Genomic DNA, 15,078 nt, shown 5'->3' with positions numbered 1-15,078 from the left:
ATCGCCTGAGCGATAATCCAATTCGAAACATTGCGGCGAAGCGATAAGTAATGCTAATGGGGCGGGATGATTACCCTCAGGCAGATCGCGATTTTCGCCAGGCTTGCGGAAACCCGCAACATGGGCGAGGCAGCGGTGACGTTGGGGCTGACGCAGCCAGCGCTGAGCCAGCAATTGCGCACACTCGAAACCCGCCTTGGCGTGAAATTGTTCGAGCGGGTCCCCAAGGGCATGCAGCTTACCCCGGCGGGGCGCGACCTGTTGGCTCCCGCGCGCAGCGTGTTGAGCGCGCAGCGCGGCTTCGAAGATGCCGCAGATCGCGCAGCGGAGCGGTTCGTCGGTTCGATCCGTTTCGGCGTAACGCCCACCATCGGCCCCTATCTGATGCCCAGCGTGATCAAGACGCTGCACCGGCGGTATCCCGATCTGCGGCTGTTCATTCGCGAAGGCATCCCCGATATCCAGCACGGCGAACTGGCGGCGGGCGAACTCGACATGGTGCTCTCGCCACTGCCGGTCGCGGGGCACGGTTTGCATGTCGAACCCCTGTTTCGCGAACGCCTGCGGATCGTCGTCCCACCCGATGATCGCTTGGGTGACCGCGTCGTACTATGCCCAGATGACTTCTCGGGGCGGACCTTCCTCACGCTCGACCATCGCCATCACTATCACCGCCAGCTCGTTGAGATCTGCACAGCGCTCGGCAGTTCGGTGCTGGCTGATTACGAAGGCACCAGTCTCGACGCGCTGCAGCAGATGGTCGGCTCCGGAGTGGGGCTGGCGATATTGCCTGAACTCTATATCCGTTCGGATGCGGGCGGGCTCGACGTGGTGCGGATCGCCGAACCCGATGGCTGGCAGGAATATCGCAGCATCGGCGCGGCATGGCGCCAGTCTGCCGCTTTCGCCGATCTCTATGCCGAGATCGCAGCGATCATCGCCGAAGAAGCTCGAGGCCGCTTGGGGGACATGTCGGCATGATCTCCCGGACGCGGTCCGGTGTCCCCGCAACCGCAGGTCCGCACCATCAAGCGATTCCCGCTTGAATGAGCTCCAAATACGAAAAAACCCAGCGTTTCCGCTGGGTTATCGTGGTCGGGGAGAGAGGATTCGAACCTCCGGCCCCTGCCTCCCGAAGACAGTGCTCTACCAGGCTGAGCTACTCCCCGACCGGATCGGCCCGGACCGTTCTGGACGGTGCGGGTGCGAAGCAGGCGCGCCCTATAGGTGTGGATTGCGATGCACGCAAGCGGGCATTTGCGACAATTTCGGGTTAGGGCGGCCCGACCTTCAGAAAGGGCGGAAGCGCGTGTCCCAGCCGCATTACGAACAGCAATATCTCGATCTTATGCGGCGTATCTGGGACGAGGGCGACCAGCGCGTCGATCGTACCGGGATCGGTACGCGCTCGGTGTTCGGCGCAATGCTGCGGTTCGACCTAACCAATGGCGCGATGCCGCTGATCACCACCAAGCGCGTTTACTGGAAGACCGCGACACGCGAATTGCTGTGGTTCCTGACCGGCGAAACCAACATCCGCCCGCTGGTCTTGCAAGGCGTCAAAATCTGGAACGAGTGGCCGCATGCCCGCTATGTCAGGGAAACGGGCGAGCCGATCGCACTGGAGGATTTCGTCGCGCGGATTGCCGAGGATGAGGACTTCGCCATGCGTTGGGGTGACCTCGGTCCTGTCTATGGCAAGCAATGGGTCGACTGGCCGACATATGAAGCGCAGGGCGATGGCAGCTATCGTGCGGGGCCGGGCATCAACCAGGTCGCTCAGGTGATCGCTTCGCTGCGCGACAATCCGGGGAGTCGGCGCCACATTATCGAGGGCTGGAACGTCGCCGAGCTCGATGCGATGGCGCTGCCGCCGTGCCACAAGACCTATCAATTCCACGTCGGCGCGGACGGCACGCGGCTGAACTGCCTGCTCTACCAGCGCAGCTGCGATGTCGCGCTGGGGCTGCCGTTCAACCTGTGGTCCGCTGCGCTGCTTACGCGGATGATTGCGCAGCAGGTCGGGCTGGAGCCGGGTGAACTGGTATGGACCGGGGGCGATACGCATCTCTATCTCAATCACGAAGCGCTCATCACCGAGCAACTGGCGCGGGAACCACGCGGTCACCCACGGCTTGAGATAATGCGGCGCCCGGACACTGTCTTCGACTACGCTATCGAGGATTTCGCAGTGCACGATTACACGCCGCACGGGCCGATTAAGGCGCCCGTCGCGGTGTGAAACGAGCCTGACTTGACCGTTTCCCATCCGTGAAATAAAATAACGCTTAAGCGTAAGATTGCGTCTGGGAGACGATTCTATGGCCGACAGGCCCGAGGGTAGTGCAGCACAGGGCGACAACCGCCCCAAGCTTTCGCTGCATGTTCCCGAACCCAAGTTCCGGCCGGGCGACACGGTCGATTTCTCGCATATAGATGTGCCCGCGGCGGGCAGCACCCCGCGACCCGACGAAGCGTGCGATCCAGCTGAAATGCGCGATCTCGCCTTCGGGCTGGTCCGCGTTCTGGGTGATGACGACAAGGCGCACGGCCCGTGGGATCCCAAGCTCGATCCCGACACGCTGCGCAAGATGCTCGGCCACATGGCGATGACGCGCGCATTCGACGAACGCATGTTCCGCGGACAGCGGCAGGGCAAGACCAGCTTCTACATGAAGTGCACCGGCGAGGAGGCGACCAGCGTCTCGGCCTCGATGGCTCTGGCGGGGGACGACATGGTCTTTCCCAGCTACCGCCAGCAGGGCATCCTGATCCAGCGCGGTTACCCGCTGATCGAAATGATCAACCAGATCTATTCCAACAAGGGCGACAAGCTGAAGGGCCGCCAACTGCCGATCATGTATTCGAGCCGCGAGCACAGCTTCTTCACCATCAGCGGCAACCTTGCCACGCAGACGCCGCAGGCGGTGGGCTGGGCGATGGCCAGCGCGATGAAGGGCGACAGCCGCATCGCCGCGACCTGGGTTGGCGAGGGCAGCACTGCGGAAGGCGACTTCCATTCGGCCTGCACCTTCGCGACGGTGTATAATGCACCGGTTATCCTCAATGTTATCAACAACCAGTGGGCGATCTCCAGCTTCAGCGGTTTCGCCGGGGCGGAGCGCACCACCTTTGCCGCGCGCGCGCTGGGCTACGGTCTTGCGGGTCTGCGGGTCGACGGCAACGACGCCCTCGCCTGCTATGCCGCCGAGCGCTGGGCAGCCAATCGCGCGCGGGCCAATGCCGGACCGACGCTGATCGAGTTCTTTACCTACCGCGCTGAGGGGCATTCAACCTCGGACGATCCCAGCGGCTACCGCAGTGCGCAGGAGCGCAGCGAATGGCCGCTTGGCGATCCGGTCATGCGGCTCAAGAACCACCTCATCGCAATCGGTGAATGGGACGAGGAGCGGCAGGAGAAGATGGACTTGGAAGCGGCCGAGCACGTCAAGAAGGTCACCAAAGAGGCCGAGGCCAACGGTATCCTCGGCCACGGCCTCCACCACCCGTTCCGCACTATGTTCGAAGATGTCTTCGAAGAGCTTCCCTGGCACCTGCGCGAGCAGGCCGATCAGGCGGTGCATGAACGCCAGACCAAGTTTCCCGAAGGACTGCCCGAGGCATGAGCGAGACCGAGACTAAGGAACTGCCCGCCGCCGAGCAGCAGGATGAACGCCGCCTCAACATGATCGAGGCGATCAACGACGCGCTGGACGTGTCGATGGGCCGCGACGACGATGTCGTGGTGATGGGCGAGGACGTCGGCTATTTTGGCGGCGTCTTCCGCTGCACCGCGGGGCTGCAGGAGAAATACGGCAAGACCCGCGTGTTCGACACGCCGATCAACGAATGCGGGATCATCGCGGTGGCAGTGGGCATGGGCGCCTATGGCCTGCGTCCGGTACCTGAAATCCAGTTTGCCGATTATATCTATCCCGGGCTCGACCAGCTGATCTCGGAGGCGGCGCGCCTGCGGTACCGTTCGGCGGGCGAATATATCGCGCCGTTGACCGTCCGTTCGCCTTTCGGCGGCGGCATCTTCGGCGGCCAGACGCACAGCCAGAGCCCCGAAGCGATCTTCACCCACGTCTCGGGTCTGAAGACCGTGATCCCGGCCACGCCCTACGATGCGAAGGGGCTGCTGATCTCCTGCATCGAAGACAATGACCCAGTCATCTTCTTCGAGCCCAAGCGTATCTACAACGGCCCTTTCTCGGGTTATTACGACAAGCCCGTGCAGCCGTGGAAGAAGTTCGACGCCAGCGTGGTCCCCGAGGGTTATTACAAGATCCCGCTGGGCAAGGCGCGACAGGTGACCGAGGGCGAGCAGCTCACCATTCTCGCCTATGGCACTATGGTCCATGTGGTCGAGGCGGTATGCCGTGAAAAGGGCGTCGAAGCCGACATTCTCGACCTGCGTACGCTGGTGCCGCTCGACATCGAGACGATCGAGGCTTCGGTCGAACGCACCGGGCGCTGCCTGATCGTGCACGAAGCGACCCGTACGAGCGGGTTTGGCGCGGAACTTTCCGCACTCGTGACGGAACGCTGCTTCTACCATCTCGAAGCCCCGGTGGAACGCGTCACCGGTTTCGACACACCCTATCCCCACAGCCTCGAATGGGCCTATTTCCCCGGCCCGATCCGCATCGGCGAGGCCATCGACAAGATCCTCAAGGACTGATCCCCATGGCGAAATTTACCTTCAACATGCCCGATATCGGCGAAGGCATCGCCGAGGCCGAAATCGTGCAATGGCACAAGCAGGTCGGTGACACGGTCAATGAAGACGAGGAATTCGTCGACATGATGACCGACAAGGCGACTGTCCCGATGGAAAGCCCGGTGACCGGCAAGATCCTCGAGATCGCCGGCGGCGAAGGCGACATGGTCTCGATCGGGTCGATGCTCGTGGTGATCGAGGTCGAGGGCGAAGTGCCCGACGATGTTGCTGAAGAAAGCCAGGCTGTTGTTGAAGCAGCACCGGCACCAGAACCGGCGCCCGCTCCCAAGGCGGAACCGGTCGAGGAACGGATCGAGGTCGAGACTTCCGATGCGTCGGACGCGAATGATGCGCTGGCAGCCGATCCCGATCCGGCACCGCAGCCCGAACCGCGCCCGGCACCCGAACCCTCCGCACCGGCCAAGGTGCTCGCTACTCCGGCAGTGCGCAAGCGCGCCAAGGATCTGGGTGTCGATCTCGCGCAGGTAAAGCCTGCCGAGGACGGACGTATCCGGCATGGCGATCTCGACCAGTTCCTGTCCTACAATGCGGGATATGGCGCTGCCGCCAAGCCCCGCGCGGACGAAGAGAAGAAGGTCATCGGCATGCGTCGCCGCATCGCCGAGAACATGGCCGCGTCGAAGCGCAACATCCCGCACTTCTCCTATGTCGAGGAAGTCGACGTTACCGATCTGGAAGTGCTCCGCGCGCAGCTCAACAGCAATCGCGGCGAGAAGCCCAAGCTGACGATCCTGCCGTTGCTGATCACTGCCATCTGCAAGACGCTGCCCGATTTCCCGATGATCAACGCCCGCTATGACGACGAGGCGGGCATCGTGACCCGTCACGGTTCGGTGAACATGGGTATGGCGGCGCAGACCGATGCGGGCCTGATGGTCCCGGTTATCCGCAATGCGCAGGCGCAGAACCTCTGGCAATTGGCCAACGAGATCGCGCGTCTGGCTGAAGCTGCGCGGACCGGAACCGCCAAGTCGGAAGAAATGCAGGGCGGCACGCTGACCGTGACGTCGCTGGGTCCGCTTGGCGGTGTGGCGACGACACCGGTTATCAATCGCCCCGAAGTGGCGATCATCGGACCGAACCGTATCATCGAACGGCCGATGTATGTGACCGGTGCGGATGGAGTGGAGCGGATCGAGAAGCGCAAGCTGATGAATATTTCGATCAGCTGCGATCATCGCGTGGTCGATGGCTGGGACGCGGCGAGCTTCGTCCAGGCGCTCAAACGCCTGCTTGAAACGCCCGCATTGATCCTCGTCGACTGAAGGCCTTTCGCAGCGCTTGCTGCGGGCCGCGACGACACAGGGCTCCCGGACCATGGGTTCGGGGGCCCTTTGCGTGTTGTCATGTGGTAAAAACGCGCAGAAATCGGCGGTTTTGCGGTAAATAGAGAAGCCGATTGCCGCTTTGTAAAAAAGTTCGAAAAAAGCAGCGAATCTGCGTTGACAGGAATCGGAGCCGCCCGTAGATGCGCGGCTCCCAAGTGGCTGCGCGGGTGTAGCTCAGTTGGTTAGAGTGTCGGCCTGTCACGCCGAAGGTCGCGGGTTCGAGTCCCGTCACTCGCGCCACTTGGGGATTTTCCTTACAAGCGAATAGGTTGTCAGTCGGTTGCAGCTGCACGCGCTGCAGCAAGCCGCCGCAGGTTCTCCTCGTGCTCGGCCTTGTCGATCCGATAGCGCGCAATGCAGAACAGCGCCGCGAGATAAATGGCCAGCAGCGCGGGTGCGTAGAGCGCGCCCAATTGCCACAACACTTCCTGCGACACGCTGGAGGGCTCGGCACCTTCGGGGAAATCGATGAACGACAGGATCAGCCCCGCGGCCAGCACCCCGAGCCCCTGCGTTGTCTTCCGCGTGAAGGTCACCGCCGCGTAATAGACGCCCTCGGATCGTCGGCCGGTGCGCACTTCGTTCGACTCTACCAGATCGGCAATCATCGAGAAGGCCACGGCCTGCACCGCGATGATGAGCGACAGGTCGACGACGTTGATCGCAAGCACCAATGGAAACAGCAGCGGATCGCCATTTTCGGGCATCAGCCCGGCAAGGCGCAGAAGCACCGGCATTGGCTGAATGGTGAAAGCCAGCAGCCCCAGCACGATAGTCGCGCGCTTCTTCCCCAGCCGCCGCGTGGTCCATGGTGCGACCAGAAATCCCAACAGGGCGGAGAGAAACACGGTGCAGGTCCAGATGAAGATCTGGAATTCGCTGAAGCCCCAGAAATAGTTGAGCATGAGGAAGGCGAGCGCGGCCGAAAGCCCGCTGGCTACCGCGAACAGCATGGTGGCGAAGAACAGCGCCACAAAGCTCTTCTCGCTCAACGTCTGGATCATTTCGCGAAAGATACGCGCGACGCTGTAGCGTTCGCCTGTCTCGACCGGTCGGTGGAGGTCGGGAATCTTGTGGTGCGTGCCGAGCGCCGAGATCATGATGGCCGCGAAGATCAGCACCGAGGCGATGATCCCGTAAGTGGCATAGGCATCGCGGTCGCGCATGCCGAGCGGACCGGTGAGCAAGACGCCGAACATGACGATCGTCATCAGGTTTCCGCCCGACCAGCCGAACAGCAACCGGTAGGATTGCAGGCTGGTGCGTTCCTCGTAATCCGCCGTGATCTCCGGGATGAGCGCCGAGCTGGGGGTCTCGTAGAAGGTGATGAAGGTGCGGATCAGAACAGCGATGAGCGTGAGGTAAAGGAACAGGCCCGTCTGGCCCCAGTCTGGTGGGTTCCAGAGCAGGAAATAGCTCAGCGCGACAGGCATTGCGGCGGCATACATGAAGGGATGGCGGCGGCCCCAGCGGCTACGGAAATTGTCCGACCAATAGCCGACCAGCGGGTCGCTGATCGCGTCGATTACCAGTGCGATCAGGATGGCAAGGCCGACCAGCCCCGGCTCGAGCCCGACGACCGTCCCGTAGAACAACAGCAGGAAGTAATCGAAGCCGCCGTTCTTGATGCCGAACGCCGCGGCGCCCGATCCATGCGCCAGCTTGAGCCAGACCGACGGCCGCGTGGCCGTGCCCTCTCCTGATGTCATGATTTTCCCTCTCCGCGGGAGAGGCTAGGGCAAGGCCCTCCGCTTGGCAATCAGCCCCAGCGTCCGGTTTCCATCCAGATCAGGAAACGGCGCAGCGGCAGCAGCCAGATCAACCCGAGCACGATGTAGATCACCGTCTGCACGAGCGTCGGCCAGTCGCCGATCAGGTCGGGTGCGTAGCGCGCGATTACCACGCCATAGACCGCCAGCACGAAGAGCAGGCCGAGAATGCCGACCGGGATGCGCCACGTGGGTTCGTTCCTCATGCGAAAGGTCCATAGATACGGGTGGGGGTTATGATCGCGGTCAACGGGATATCGTGCGGCTCGACCGGCAATGCGTCGACGAGCTGGCAATCCCATGCCAGTCCGATCGCCACTGTATCGGGGTGATCGGCCAGCCAGCGATCATAGTGTCCGCCGCCCTGTCCGAGGCGAGCGCCCTGGCTCGTGAAGCCGACCAGCGGAACGAACAGCACCTGCGGCTGTACGAGCGGTGCGTCGGCAAGGGGCTGCGGTTGCCCGTAGGGCCCCTTTTCCAAGTCGCTGTCGTCGAAGGGATCGATGAAGCGTGCAAATCGCATGGCTTCGCCGCGACCGGCGAAGCGCGGCAGGGCCAGTTCGTGACCCTGCTCGAAGAAATGGCGCGCATAGGCTGCGGTGGGCGCTTCGTAGGGATTGGCGTGGTAAAGGCCGATCGTCGCGCCCTCGGGTACCAGCGCGCCAAGCGGGGCAGGCGGTCGCATGAAGACCAGCGTCCGCATCGATGCCGGGAGCGCGGTGACATGGTCGCGGCGCGCGATGCGCAGATCCTTGCGAAGATCGTCCTTGGTCACGCTGCGTTCCTCCTGGGTGAAAGTGGCGGGACCACCATGGGTCGTTTCCGGCGAAATCCTCTGACGCCTAAAACGTCAGGTGGGTACCGTATGCCCCGATCCCACGGCCGAACCGGTGGACCAGGGCAGGGACAGCTCCCATGGATTGCTTATAGCCTCAGGGATATTCATGCGGCTCGTGCCGGGCAGCCCCGCCACCGCGCTATCTAGGATGCGCTGGTGCCGTCCTCAAGGGTCGATGCCGCATTCTCCAGTGCGGCCGCGATCCTTTCGAGCTGTCCGGCCAGCCTGTCGGCATCGAAGGCGGGCTCGGGTGGTGCAGCTTTCTGTTTGGCCTCGTCCAGTTCGTCCGCCAGCAACAGCGCCGCGAACAACAGGTTCTTCGCTTCCTGGCTCGACAGATTGGCGCCCATCGACCCGAGCTTGCCGTCGATCACCGCAGCCAGGCGCTGCACGTGTTCCTCCTGCCCGTCGGCGCAGGACACGGTATAATTGCGGCCACCCACCGCCAGAGTGACATCGCTCATTGCGGCAGGCCTTCGATCAGCGAGTCGAGCTGGGCAATGCTGTCGGATACGCGTTCGCGCAGCGCCTCGTGGCGCGCGACGAGTTCGGCATTCGCTGTGCCGCCCGGTTTCGGGGCACTGCGGGCAAGCGCCGCCTGCGTTTCGATCCGCGCAAGCGCGCGATCGATCCGGTCGAGCGCATTTCCGATACGGTCCGTAGTCATGACCGGTTCGAAATACCAAGATTGCTTCGCCATGGCAAAGGTTTGGCGTTCGCTGTTGATAAGTGGCCTGAGCCGCGCGCGGGGCGCAAAGGGGCGCGGGCGCGGGTTGACCTCGCGCGCCGCCTCCGCGAAGGCTTCGCGCGCGTCGAATCGGCCCAGTTTTCCGGAGAAATTGTTCAATGAGTCTCGCCACCGCTCGCATGGTCCCGATGGCCAACGCCATCAGGGCGCTCTCGATGGATGCGGTCCAGTCGGCGAATTCGGGTCATCCGGGCATGCCGATGGGCATGGCCGATGTCGCGACCGTGCTTTGGAGTGAATACCTGAAGCACGATCCCGCGGTTCCCGACTGGGCCGATCGCGACCGTTTCGTGCTGTCGGCGGGGCATGGTTCGATGCTGATCTACAGCCTGCTGCATCTGACCGGCTATGCGGCACCGACGATGGAAGATATCCGCAATTTCCGGCAGATAGGCAGCCCCTGCGCCGGCCATCCGGAGAACTTCCTGCTCGACGGCGTCGAAGCGACCACCGGCCCACTGGGTCAGGGCCTGGCCATGGGTGTCGGCATGGCGATGGCCGAACGCCATCTCAATGCGACTTTCGGGGACGAGCTTGTCGACCACCGCACTTGGGTGATCGCCGGCGACGGATGCCTGATGGAAGGCATCAATCACGAAGCGATCGGCCTCGCCGGGCATCTCAAGCTCGGCCGGATGACCGTGCTGTGGGACGATAACAATATTACCATCGACGGCACGACCGACCTGTCGACCAGCGAGGACATCAAGGCGCGCTATGAAGCGACCGGGTGGCACGTCGTCAGCTGCGACGGGCATGATTTCGACGACATCCGGCGCGCCATCGACGAAGCGATCGCCGACGACCGTCCCTCGCTGATCGCGTGCAAGACGGTGATCGGCAAGGGATCGCCCAACAAGCAAGGTACCAGCGCGACGCATGGCGCGCCGCTGGGCGATGACGAAATCGCCGCTGCCCGCGAAGTGCTCGGCTGGGAATCTGCCCCATTCGAAATTCCCGAAGACGTCGTGTCGGACTGGCGCGGCACCGCGGATCGCGGCGTGCAGGCCCGCGCCGATTGGCGCAACCGGCTCGAGCAGCATGGCGATCGGGACGAGTTCCTGCGCCGCATGGCCGGCGATCTCCCCGAAAGCTTCAGCCTCGATGGTTATATCCAGTCGCTGATCGACGAACCGCAAAAGGTCGCGACCCGCAAGGCGAGCGAAATGGCACTGGCGGAGATCAACGCCAATTTGCCCGATACGATCGGCGGCAGCGCCGATCTGACGGGATCGAACAACACCAAGGCGGGCGGCATCGGGCCGTTTACCGCCGACGACTACAGCGGTCGTTACGTCTATTACGGCATTCGCGAATTCGGCATGTCCGCGGCGATGAACGGCATGGCGCTGCATGGCGGGGTGATCCCCTATGGCGGCACCTTCCTCGTCTTCACCGACTATTGTCGCGCGGCGATCCGCCTGTCGGCGTTGCAGCAGGTCCGCACTGTCTATGTGATGACGCATGACAGCATCGGGCTGGGCGAGGACGGCCCGACGCACCAGCCGATCGAGCATGTCCAGTCGCTGCGCATGATGCCCAACGTCCTCGTTATGCGACCGGCCGATACGGTCGAGACCGCCGAGTGCTGGGAAATTGCCTTGCGTCAGAAGGACCGCCCAACGGTTCTCGCGCTGACCCGTCAGGGGCTGCCGCAGGTCCGCACCGAAATGGCCAGCGAGAATTGCAGCGCGCGCGGCGCCTATCGCGTCAAATCGGCGGATGCGGACCGCAAGGTCATCCTTATCGCCACCGGTTCTGAAGTCAGCCTTGCGCTCGAATGCGCCGCGCGGCTCGAAGCCGACGGGATCGGCGCGGACGTTGTATCGATGGTGTGCACGCAGCTCTTCGATGAACAGGACGATGCCTATCGCGTGGATATCCTTCCCGATGTCGCGCCGGAGCAACTTCTGCGCGTCAGCATCGAGGCGGGCACCACCTTCGGCTGGGATCGCTACACCATGACGCATGGGCTGCGCATCGGCATCGACCGCTTCGGCGCCAGCGCGCCGGCGGGCGATCTCTTCGAGAAATTCGGCCTTACTGCGGATGCTATCGTGCCGCAGATCATGAACAAATTGAACGGTTAAGCAGGAGTTTTTGCAATGTCGACCAAGGTTGCAATCAACGGTTTCGGACGCATCGGCCGCCTCGTGGCGCGCGCCATTCTCGAACGTGACGACCACGATCTCGATCTCGTCAGCATCAACGACCTGGCCGACACCAAGTCGAACGCGTTGCTGTTCCAGTACGATTCCACGCATGGCCGTTTCCCCGGCACCGTCGAAGTGGGCGACAACGCCATCATCGTGAACGGCAAGTCGATCGCGGTGACCAGCGAGCGCGATCCGGGCAATCTGCCGCATGCCGACCAGGGCGTCGACATCGTCCTCGAATGCACGGGCTTTTTCCAGAGCCACGAGCAGGCCGAACCGCACCTCAAGGCCGGCGCCAAGCGCGTGCTGATCTCGGCCCCGGCCAAGAACGTTTCGGCCACGATCGTCTACGGCGTGAACCACGAAACGCTCACCGCCGAGGACGTGATCGTCTCGAACGCAAGCTGCACCACCAACTGTCTCTCGCCGATGGCCAAGGTGCTGCATGACACGGTGGGTATCGAGCGAGGTTTCATGACCACGATCCATAGCTACACCAACGACCAGCGCATGCTCGACCAGATGCATGGCGACATGCGCCGTGCTCGCGGTGGTGCGCAGAACATGATCCCGACCACCACCGGCGCTGCCCGCGCGGTCGGCCTCGTCCTGCCCGAACTGGCGGGCAAGCTCGATGGTTCGAGCGTTCGCGTACCGACGCCCAACGTCAGCCTCGTCGACCTCGTCTTCACCCCCGGCCGCGACACCAGCGCCGAGGAACTGAACGCCGCTCTGAAGGAAGCGGCCGAAGGCAAGATGAAGGGCGTGCTCGACTATACCGACCAGCCGCTCGTTTCGAGCGACTTCAACCACTACCCGGCCAGCTCGACCATCGACAGCCTCGAAACCAGCGTGATGGAAGGCAAGCTTGCCCGCGTCGTCAGCTGGTATGACAACGAATGGGGCTTCTCGAACCGCATGATCGACACCGCCGGCGTGATGGCGAAGTTCCTCTAAAGGACGACACGATGAGCAGCTTCAGGACCCTAGACGATCTCGGTGACATCACCGGCAAGGTCGCGCTGGTGCGCGTCGACCTCAACCTGCCGATGAAGGATGGTTCGGCCACCGACGTCTCGCGCGTCGAGGCGGTCAAGCCGACCATCCTCGAACTCACCGAAAAGGGTGCCAAGGTCCTGTTGCTCGCGCATTACGGGCGTCCCAAGGGCCAGCGCTTCTCGACCATGAGCACCAGCTTCGTGCAGGGCGATGTCGAGAAGGTGCTGGATAAGGAGATCATGTTCATCCCCGAGGTGATGGGGCCCGTCGTCGAACAGTCAATCGGCATCCTCGGCAATGGCGATATCGGCCTGCTCGACAATGTCCGCTTCTGGCCGGGCGAGGAAGCCAACGATCCCGAATTCGCGCGGGGCATGGCTGTGCATGGCGACTTCTACGTCAACGATGCATTCAGCGCGGCGCACCGCGCGCATGCCAGCACCGATGGGCTGGCGCATCACCTGCCGGCCTATGCGGGCCGCGCGATGGAAGCCGAACTGAAGGCGCTCGACGCTGCGCTGGGTAATCCCGAAGCGCCGGTCGCCGCGGTGGTCGGCGGGGCCAAGGTCTCGACCAAGCTCGACGTGCTGACCAACTTAGTCGGCAAGGTGCAGCACCTGATCATCGGCGGCGGGATGGCCAACACCTTCCTCGCCGCGAAGGGTGTCGATGTCGGCAAGTCGCTGTGCGAACACGATCTCACCGACACCGCCAATCGCATCATCGACGAAGCGGCGCATGCGGGCTGCACGGTTCATTTGCCCTATGATGTCGTGGTAGCCAAGGAATTCGCCGCCAACCCCGCGTCGCTGCGTACCTGCAACGTGCACGAAGTGGCCGCAGACGAGATGATCCTCGACGTGGGCCCGCTCGCGACCGAGGCTCTGGGCGATGTGCTCAAGACCTGCAGCACCTTGGTGTGGAACGGCCCGATGGGGGCGTTCGAGACCGAGCCCTTCGACACCGCAACCGTGGCGCTGGCCAAGACCGCTGCGGCCCTGACGCAGGACGGCTCGCTGACCTCGGTCGCAGGTGGGGGCGACACGGTTGCCGCGCTCGCACATGCCGGGGTGAAGGACGAGTTCACCTTCGTCTCCACTGCAGGCGGTGCCTTCCTCGAATGGATGGAAGGCAAGGATCTTCCCGGTGTGGCGGCGCTGATCGCATGAGTGAGAACGAAGCAGTCGGCGCGAGCGGCGGGCTTGTACCTGTTACCGAGGGCGAATGGGCGGGCTGGTCGACCTGGCAGAGCGATGCCTTCGAACAGCGCGCGGGCCCGTTCTACGAACGGCGCGAGGCCGATGGTGGCATGGTCGCCGCCTTTCGCGCGGAAGAGCGCCACATGAATGGCGCGGGCTTCATGCACGGCGGCTGCATGATGACCTTTGCCGACAGCGCGATATTCACGATCGCGACCGACGAACTCGCCGGATCGCATGGCGTCACCATGCATCTCGCGGGCGATTTCCTCGACCCGGCCAGCGTCGGCCAGCTGATCGAGGCGCGCGGTGAAGTCGTCCGCGCGGGCGGCAAGACGATCTATGTCGTCGGCATGATCCGCGCCGATAGCAAGCCGGTACTAAGCTTCAACGGCATCATCCGGAAGATCACTCGCCGTTAGGGCGGTGTGCCGCGTCTGCGGATCAGCGATATTCGGGATTGGGGGCGTCGAAACGGCGGCCTTCCTGCCACAGATCGAGCGAATTGCCCCACGCGGGAATGCCGCCCGCATCCTTGAGCATGCGGGCAAAATGCATCAGGTTCCACGTCATGAAGGTGGTATTGCGGCGGGTGAAGTCGTTGTCGAAGCCTTCGTATCCCTCGCCATTCTCCTTCGGGTCGCCATAGCTGGGCCCGGGTCCGGCCTCGCCGACCCATCCGGCGTCGGCCTGCGGCGGTATCGTGTAACCGACATGCTGCAGCGAATAGAGCACGCCCATGCCGATGTGCTTTATGCCGTCCTCATTGCCGGTGACCACGCAGCCGCCGACCTTGCCGTAGAAGGCATATTGCCCCTTGTCGTTGGTCTGGCCCGAATGCGCATAGAGCCGTTCGATCAATCGCTGGCAGACCGAACTTTTCTCGCCCAGCCAGATCGGCGTGCCCACGATGAGGATATCCGCGTCCGCGACCTTTTCCCAGATCGCAGGCCAGTCGTCGCGTTCCGCACCGTGTTCGGTCATGTCGGGATAGACCCCCGGCGCGATGTCGTGATCCACCAGCCGTACCTGCTCGAGGGTGATGCCGTTGCGCACTAGGATCGCTTCGGCAACGCCCAGCAACTTGTCGGTATGCGAGCCGCCGGGGCTAGGCTTGAGCGTGCAATTGATCGTCAGCGCCTTCAGATCGGAATAATCGGTCAGATTGTCGTCGCACAGCTTTTCCTGGGTCGCATCGAGCATGAAGCATCCTTTCGCCTTTGCGCCATCTACGCGTGGGCAGGCGGATTGGTGCCCGCACGCTTGTCGGCCGTTGCGGGTCTGGTAAGCCGGGGCC

At 63.2% G+C, this 15,078-nt stretch carries 15 protein-coding genes, 2 tRNA genes and 1 other RNA gene; 10 read left to right on the top strand and 8 right to left on the bottom strand.

Annotated elements, in window-relative coordinates; genetic code table 11:
• Positions 1–66: 66 nt before the first annotated feature.
• The gene (locus FHS69_RS03610) at positions 67–981 is read left to right on the top strand and encodes a hydrogen peroxide-inducible genes activator (protein ID WP_166776567.1); all 915 of its coding nucleotides are present in this window, start codon (positions 67–69) and stop codon (positions 979–981) included.
• Positions 982–1,092: 111 nt separating this feature from the next.
• Here FHS69_RS03610 and FHS69_RS03605 read toward each other — a convergent pair.
• Positions 1,093–1,169: transfer RNA gene (locus tag FHS69_RS03605), tRNA-Pro, on the bottom strand.
• Positions 1,170–1,309: 140 nt separating this feature from the next.
• On the opposite strand from FHS69_RS03605, the gene thyA reads away from it, so the two are divergent.
• The 5 genes from thyA to FHS69_RS03580 all read left to right on the top strand — a co-directional run bounded on the left by thyA (position 1,310) and on the right by FHS69_RS03580 (position 6,312).
• Complete coding sequence (thyA, locus tag FHS69_RS03600; RefSeq protein ID WP_166776566.1) at positions 1,310–2,242, top strand: thymidylate synthase; 933 nt, start codon at positions 1,310–1,312, stop codon at positions 2,240–2,242.
• 79 nt (positions 2,243–2,321) lie between these two features.
• The gene (locus FHS69_RS03595) at positions 2,322–3,626 is read left to right on the top strand and encodes a 3-methyl-2-oxobutanoate dehydrogenase (2-methylpropanoyl-transferring) subunit alpha (protein WP_166776565.1); all 1,305 of its coding nucleotides are present in this window, start codon (positions 2,322–2,324) and stop codon (positions 3,624–3,626) included.
• The gene (locus FHS69_RS03590) at positions 3,623–4,684 is read left to right on the top strand and encodes an alpha-ketoacid dehydrogenase subunit beta (RefSeq protein ID WP_166776564.1); all 1,062 of its coding nucleotides are present in this window, start codon (positions 3,623–3,625) and stop codon (positions 4,682–4,684) included. The genes FHS69_RS03595 and FHS69_RS03590 overlap by 4 nt, the downstream gene beginning before the upstream one ends.
• Positions 4,685–4,689: 5 nt before the next feature.
• Positions 4,690–6,009: a dihydrolipoamide acetyltransferase family protein gene (locus tag FHS69_RS03585; RefSeq protein WP_166776563.1), complete on the top strand. Its 1,320-nt coding sequence runs from the start codon at positions 4,690–4,692 to the stop codon at positions 6,007–6,009.
• Positions 6,010–6,235: 226 nt separating this feature from the next.
• Positions 6,236–6,312, top strand: a tRNA-Asp gene (locus FHS69_RS03580).
• Between the two features lie 32 nt (positions 6,313–6,344).
• On the opposite strand, the gene FHS69_RS03575 is transcribed toward FHS69_RS03580, so the two are convergent.
• From FHS69_RS03575 to FHS69_RS13815, 6 genes are all read right to left on the bottom strand, one after another.
• Positions 6,345–7,781, bottom strand: coding sequence for an MFS transporter (locus tag FHS69_RS03575; protein ID WP_166776562.1), 1,437 nt, complete (start codon positions 7,779–7,781; stop codon positions 6,345–6,347).
• A 50-nt stretch (positions 7,782–7,831) separates the two neighbouring features.
• Entirely contained in the window at positions 7,832–8,047 is a 216-nt protein-coding gene (locus tag FHS69_RS03570; protein ID WP_067501347.1) for a DUF2842 domain-containing protein, read from the bottom strand.
• Positions 8,044–8,616 (bottom strand): 5-formyltetrahydrofolate cyclo-ligase, encoded by a 573-nt coding sequence (locus tag FHS69_RS03565; protein ID WP_226697589.1) that lies wholly within the window; start codon positions 8,614–8,616, stop codon positions 8,044–8,046. Before FHS69_RS03565 ends, FHS69_RS03570 begins: the two co-directional genes overlap by 4 nt.
• Positions 8,617–8,640: 24 nt before the next feature.
• Positions 8,641–8,811: non-coding RNA, 6S RNA (gene ssrS, locus FHS69_RS13965), on the bottom strand.
• A gap of 11 nt (positions 8,812–8,822) precedes the next feature.
• On the bottom strand, positions 8,823–9,143 hold the full coding sequence (locus FHS69_RS03560) for a cell division protein ZapA (protein WP_067467182.1): 321 nt from the start codon (positions 9,141–9,143) through the stop codon (positions 8,823–8,825).
• Complete coding sequence (locus tag FHS69_RS13815) at positions 9,140–9,526, bottom strand: hypothetical protein (protein WP_243844516.1); 387 nt, start codon at positions 9,524–9,526, stop codon at positions 9,140–9,142. The genes FHS69_RS03560 and FHS69_RS13815 overlap by 4 nt, the downstream gene beginning before the upstream one ends.
• On the opposite strand from FHS69_RS13815, the gene tkt reads away from it, so the two are divergent.
• Genes tkt through FHS69_RS03535 form a run of 4 tightly spaced genes read left to right on the top strand, consistent with a single transcriptional unit; the run spans position 9,526 to position 14,203 of the window.
• Entirely contained in the window at positions 9,526–11,517 is a 1,992-nt protein-coding gene (tkt, locus tag FHS69_RS03550; RefSeq protein WP_166776561.1) for a transketolase, read from the top strand. The genes FHS69_RS13815 and tkt overlap by 1 nt on opposite strands.
• Positions 11,518–11,532: 15 nt before the next feature.
• Positions 11,533–12,540: a type I glyceraldehyde-3-phosphate dehydrogenase gene (gap, locus tag FHS69_RS03545; RefSeq protein WP_166776560.1), complete on the top strand. Its 1,008-nt coding sequence runs from the start codon at positions 11,533–11,535 to the stop codon at positions 12,538–12,540.
• A gap of 11 nt (positions 12,541–12,551) precedes the next feature.
• Positions 12,552–13,751, top strand: a complete 1,200-nt coding sequence (locus FHS69_RS03540; RefSeq protein ID WP_166776559.1) for a phosphoglycerate kinase — start codon at positions 12,552–12,554, stop codon at positions 13,749–13,751.
• Positions 13,748–14,203, top strand: coding sequence for a PaaI family thioesterase (locus FHS69_RS03535; RefSeq protein WP_166776558.1), 456 nt, complete (start codon positions 13,748–13,750; stop codon positions 14,201–14,203). Before FHS69_RS03540 ends, FHS69_RS03535 begins: the two co-directional genes overlap by 4 nt.
• A gap of 22 nt (positions 14,204–14,225) precedes the next feature.
• Here the strand turns inward: FHS69_RS03535 and FHS69_RS03530 are convergent, their stop codons facing one another.
• The gene (locus FHS69_RS03530; protein WP_166776557.1) at positions 14,226–14,984 is read right to left on the bottom strand and encodes a flavodoxin family protein; all 759 of its coding nucleotides are present in this window, start codon (positions 14,982–14,984) and stop codon (positions 14,226–14,228) included.
• Positions 14,985–15,078 lie beyond the last annotated feature (94 nt).

This window comes from Qipengyuania flava, from assembly GCF_011762005.1.
Lineage (GTDB): Bacteria > Pseudomonadota > Alphaproteobacteria > Sphingomonadales > Sphingomonadaceae > Qipengyuania > Qipengyuania flava.
This window is presented reverse-complemented; position numbering and strand designations above follow the sequence as displayed.

What these genes read in the sequence shown, in the direction of transcription:
- FHS69_RS03570 (WP_067501347.1), bottom strand. Translation starts at nt 8,047, where the DNA reads ATGAGGAACGAACCCACGTGGCGCATCCCGGTCGGCATTCTCGGCCTG.
- gap (WP_166776560.1), top strand. Translation starts at nt 11,533, where the DNA reads ATGTCGACCAAGGTTGCAATCAACGGTTTCGGACGCATCGGCCGCCTC.
- FHS69_RS03560 (WP_067467182.1), bottom strand. Translation starts at nt 9,143, where the DNA reads ATGAGCGATGTCACTCTGGCGGTGGGTGGCCGCAATTATACCGTGTCC.
- tkt (WP_166776561.1), top strand. Translation starts at nt 9,526, where the DNA reads ATGAGTCTCGCCACCGCTCGCATGGTCCCGATGGCCAACGCCATCAGG.
- FHS69_RS03590 (WP_166776564.1), top strand. Translation starts at nt 3,623, where the DNA reads ATGAGCGAGACCGAGACTAAGGAACTGCCCGCCGCCGAGCAGCAGGAT.
- FHS69_RS03585 (WP_166776563.1), top strand. Translation starts at nt 4,690, where the DNA reads ATGGCGAAATTTACCTTCAACATGCCCGATATCGGCGAAGGCATCGCC.
- FHS69_RS03535 (WP_166776558.1), top strand. Translation starts at nt 13,748, where the DNA reads ATGAGTGAGAACGAAGCAGTCGGCGCGAGCGGCGGGCTTGTACCTGTT.
- FHS69_RS03575 (WP_166776562.1), bottom strand. Translation starts at nt 7,781, where the DNA reads ATGACATCAGGAGAGGGCACGGCCACGCGGCCGTCGGTCTGGCTCAAG.
- FHS69_RS03610 (WP_166776567.1), top strand. Translation starts at nt 67, where the DNA reads ATGATTACCCTCAGGCAGATCGCGATTTTCGCCAGGCTTGCGGAAACC.
- FHS69_RS03595 (WP_166776565.1), top strand. Translation starts at nt 2,322, where the DNA reads ATGGCCGACAGGCCCGAGGGTAGTGCAGCACAGGGCGACAACCGCCCC.
- FHS69_RS03530 (WP_166776557.1), bottom strand. Translation starts at nt 14,984, where the DNA reads ATGCTCGATGCGACCCAGGAAAAGCTGTGCGACGACAATCTGACCGAT.
- FHS69_RS03540 (WP_166776559.1), top strand. Translation starts at nt 12,552, where the DNA reads ATGAGCAGCTTCAGGACCCTAGACGATCTCGGTGACATCACCGGCAAG.